Below are 610 nucleotides of genomic sequence, written 5' to 3' on the forward strand. Positions count from 1 at the left end.
GGCCAGGTCCCAGGAATAGGTCATGTCGAAGGCGCCGCTGGTGTGCAGGTCGATGGCGTCGGACTCGGCCAGCATGAACATCGGCTTGACCGCGTCCAGCTCCTTGCGCACACGCACCCAGAAGTCGGTCGGCACCAGGCTGGCCACATCGCAGCGGAAGCCATCGATGCCGGTTTCTCGCACCCAGAACTTCATCGCGTCGATCATTGCGGCGCGCAAGCCCGGGCTCTTGTAGTTCAGCGCGACGACATCGTCCCAGTGCTCCTCGCCCGGCTGGCCTTCGTTGAAAGTGACGGCGTGGATCTCACCCTTGCCGTTGAGCTTGTACCAATCCTTGTGTGCCGTAGCCCAGGGGTGGTCCCAGGCCGTGTGGTTGGCCACCCAGTCGAGGATGACCTTGAACCCCAGCTTGTGCGCCGCAGCGACCAGCGCCTTGGCATCGGCCAGCGTGCCGAACTCGGGGTTCACCGCCGTGTAGTCGCTGATCGAGTAGTAGCTGCCCAGCGTCCCCTTGCGGTTGAGCTTGCCGATGGGCTGGATGGGCATCAGCCACAGGATGTCCACCCCCAGCCTCTTGAGCCGCTGCAGGTCCGACTGCACGGCCTTGAAC

The 610-nt window shown here is 64.3% G+C and carries 1 protein-coding gene; it reads right to left on the reverse strand.

The window, feature by feature from the left end; genetic code table 11:
• Window positions 1-610 (reverse strand): alpha-amylase family glycosyl hydrolase (locus tag AC1DU6_RS34715; RefSeq protein WP_477863062.1); only part of this gene is annotated, 610 nt, incomplete at both ends.

The organism is Roseateles sp. P5_B10, assembly GCF_056400485.1.